Raw genomic sequence first — 2,920 nt, forward strand, 5'->3', positions numbered from 1 at the left:
GGCGCCGCCGCATGGATCGCGACCTTCAGGCTCGACACGTCGTATCGGGCACGCACCGGTTCGGGCAATTTGAGCATTCGCACAAACATGGTCGGCACCCATTGACTGTGCGTGACGGAGTACTCCTCGATCAACCGAAGCGCGGTCTCGGCATCGAAGTGGTCCATCAAGATCACTGTGCCGCCCACCGAATTGATGACGCCGCAAAAACGTAGGGGCGCAGCATGATAGACCGGAGCTGGACACAAATAGACTGTGCTGGAATCGAATCCGTACATCGGCGCGAAAATCGCGGTGTACGGATCCATCGTCACATCGACGTCACCTTCCGGAAGATCACCCTTGATCCCCTTGGGTCGGCCTGTCGTTCCCGACGAGTAGAGCATGTCCGCCCCGCGAGGCTGCGAATCCAGCGGTTCGGTGGACTGCGCTGCAACCACGCCGTCGTAGTCCTCGAATCCTGCCAACTCGCCGCCGTACGCCAACCGGTGTCGAACCTGCGGTATCAACAACGGGTCCACCGGTACCGCCTCGGCCACCGTTGCCGACGCGATCAGAACCTTCGCTCCGCAGTCGTTGACAATGTACGCAGCTTCCGGCGCCGTCAGGTGCGAGTTCACGACGGTGATGTACAGCCCGGACCTCAGTGCAGCCCAATACACTTCGAATGCGCGGAGATCATTGTTGGACACAAGCGCGACGTGATCGCCCGGCTCGAGACCGATCCCGCGAAGGTACCGCGCCAAAGCCGTCGAACGCTCGTCGAGTTGCCGATATGTGATCGACTCCCCCGTCGCCGGTCGGATCACAGCAGGCTTGTCCGGGGTGGACTTGACAAAATTTCCAGGAAACACAGCAGACTCCTCGGATAATTCGGCGTCGGCACTCGACATCCCTGGTCTATCACAGGATCAGCATCTGGCCGCGAGTTTCCGCCAACAGGTTTCGCAACGCCGAGAACAAGCGCACAGGTCTTACAGTGGTTGAAACTGCAGAATCCGAGGACTTAGGAGATCACAGTATGAGCGGCTGGCCCCAGGAATCCTTGACCGATTTGTTGATCGAGCAGTGGGAAGTCATCGACTCCCTCCTCTCCGGACTCGAAGGCGACGCCTGGTTCTCGCCGACCAACCTGCCCGGTTGGACGGTGCACGACGTTGTTGCGCACATCATCGGGACCGAATCGATGCTGTCGGGAATCGAACCGCCGACAACCTCCATCGACGTTCATACGCTCCCGCATGTCCACAATGAGATCGCCGCGCTCAACGAACGCTGGGTCGAAGGGCTTCGTAAAAGCTCGCAGCCACAGCTTCTCGCGCACTTCCAGGAGATCACGTCCCGCCGCTCGGAGGTTCTACGCAACCTGACCGAATCCGAGTGGAACGCAGAGACTCTCACCCCGGTCGGCCCCGCGCCGTACGGACGCTTCATGCGTATTCGGATCTTCGATTGCTGGATGCACGAACTCGATATCCGCGACGCCGTCGGCGCACCGACGGTCGAGGACGGCCCGCGCGCGGAGATCGCGTTCGAAGAAATCACCGGCGCCCTGGGATTTGTGGTGGGCAAGCGAGGAAAAGCACCCGACGGTGCCCGCATCACTTTCGTTCTCGACGGCCCACTGGCCCGGGAGCTCCACGTCTCCGTCGACGGGCGAGCTGCCCTTGTCCCGGCGTTGGACGGGGCGGCAACGACCACGGTGCGAATGAGTTCGGAACTCTTCACTCGAGTCGCCTGCGGACGTGTACGGGCGGCCGACCATCGAGACGACATCATTCTGGGCGGCGACCTCGAGGTGGGCAAACGAATCGTCGACAACCTCGCTTTCACCATATGAGCCGGAAGGTCCGGTGAAACTTTTTCTCTCGTCGTACCGGTTCGGTGACCATGCCGATGCGTTTGCAGCACTCACCGGCCACGGCGCACGGATTGCCGTCATCGCTGCGGCCGCCGACGCGTGGCCGGTCGCAGCGCGATCCTCTTCGGTGACAAGCGAATTGGTATCGCTTCGCCGCGCGGGTTTCGACGCCGAGGAGGTCGATGTCCGCGACTACCTCCACTCACCGGATTCACTCGACCGGCACCTGCACGCGTTCGACTGTGCGTGGGTTCGCGGGGGAAACACTTTTGTCCTGCGCGCTCAGTTGGCGCGTTCGGGAGCGGAGCGCATTCTTTCGGAACTCGCACGTAGCGGAGACATCGTCTACGCGGGATACAGCGCCGGTGCCGCGGTAGCCGGCCCGACGTTGATCGGATTGGACGTCACCGACGATCCGTCGGAGGTACTCCCTACCTGCGGAATCGAACCGATCTGGTCCGGCCTGTCACTGATCGACTTCGCGATAGTTCCACATGGCGGGGATTCTGAATTGGAGGATCCGGCAGCGACGGCAAAAACCGTCGAGACCCTCACGTCGTCGCACGTTCCGTTTCAAGTGCTCACTGATCAACAGGTGGTCATCGTCGACGGCGGCCAGCCGTACGTCATGTGAAATGCACCCTGAAATGCACTCTGCGGGCCACCAGTATCGATGACCCGCAGAGGAAGTTCAGTCGTCAGTGACTCTTCAACCGTGCTCGGCGACGGAAGCCGCGTGCGACGTATGTGACTGACGTTCGAGGCGTGCCCAGGCAATTTCCCAGCGCTTCACCGAGACCTCGTCGGCATCTTCGAGGAGTGCGTCGAGGAGGAGTCGCGGGTTGGTGCGCCAGGCCAGTTCGGCGGCACGAACCTCGGCAGCCGAGAACAAGCCCGAGGCTTCGAGATCGCGAATCCACTCGGCGATGTCACCGCGATGAATCTTCGAAATCGTCTCGTACCCGAGGTGCTCATCGAGGAAGTCGTACGAAAATATTGCGGCAAAGTAACTGTTCGACTCACGCTGCCCGAAAATCATGTGCGTTCCTTCCTCGAAGT

Annotated in this window: 4 protein-coding genes; 2 read left to right on the forward strand and 2 right to left on the reverse strand. The window is 61.0% G+C overall.

The features are described from left to right. On the reverse strand, positions 1-854 hold an 854-nt coding region (locus QM600_RS29240), incomplete at its 3' end, for an AMP-binding protein (protein ID WP_283265260.1). Positions 855-1,021: 167 nt separating this feature from the next. On the opposite strand from QM600_RS29240, the gene QM600_RS29245 reads away from it, so the two are divergent. Both QM600_RS29245 and QM600_RS29250 read left to right on the forward strand, forming a co-directional pair. Continuing rightward, positions 1,022-1,840 carry a maleylpyruvate isomerase family mycothiol-dependent enzyme gene (locus QM600_RS29245; protein WP_283265261.1) on the forward strand — a complete coding sequence of 273 codons (819 nt, stop codon included), beginning with the start codon at positions 1,022-1,024 and terminating at the stop codon, positions 1,838-1,840. Positions 1,841-1,853: 13 nt separating this feature from the next. Next, positions 1,854-2,495 (forward strand): Type 1 glutamine amidotransferase-like domain-containing protein, encoded by a 642-nt coding sequence (locus QM600_RS29250; RefSeq protein WP_283265263.1) that lies wholly within the window; start codon positions 1,854-1,856, stop codon positions 2,493-2,495. A 75-nt stretch (positions 2,496-2,570) separates the two neighbouring features. On the opposite strand, the gene QM600_RS29255 is transcribed toward QM600_RS29250, so the two are convergent. Continuing rightward, positions 2,571-2,920, reverse strand: a 350-nt coding sequence (locus tag QM600_RS29255) for a hypothetical protein (RefSeq protein ID WP_502943136.1), incomplete at its 5' end; no start/stop codon positions are given.

Source organism: Rhodococcus sp. IEGM 1379, assembly GCF_030056815.1.
In the GTDB taxonomy this organism is placed as follows: Bacteria; Actinomycetota; Actinomycetes; order Mycobacteriales; family Mycobacteriaceae; genus Rhodococcus_F.